The organism is Thauera sp. 28 (assembly GCF_000310145.2).
Taxonomy (GTDB): Bacteria; Pseudomonadota; Gammaproteobacteria; order Burkholderiales; family Rhodocyclaceae; genus Thauera; species Thauera mechernichensis.
This window is the reverse complement of the sequence record NZ_AMXA01000118.1, coordinates 1-232: the sequence shown is the minus strand read 5'-3', so window position 1 is coordinate 232 and position 232 is coordinate 1. Positions and strand designations below refer to the sequence as shown.

The following is a 232-nucleotide window of genomic DNA, read 5'->3' as shown; positions in this document are numbered from 1 at the left end:
GCGGGCAACACCCCGATGGAAGTGTTCATCGCGGTGTGCGACCTGATGGGGATCGAGACCGGCGTGGATGTGTTCAAGATCCAGGACGTGGCCGAGGACCTGGTGGTGCCGATCATGGACTTCCCGATCCGCATCGACCGCGATGCGCTCACGCTGGGCTACGCCGGCGTGTATGGCTCCTTCCTGCTGTTCGCCAAGCGCGCCGAGAAGAAGTACGGCGTGCCCGCGCGCG

General features: G+C 65.5%; 1 pseudogene. It reads left to right on the top strand.

The features are described from left to right. Nucleotides 1-232 (top strand): annotated as a pseudogene (locus C662_RS19705) (4-hydroxy-2-oxovalerate aldolase); the annotation flags it as partial.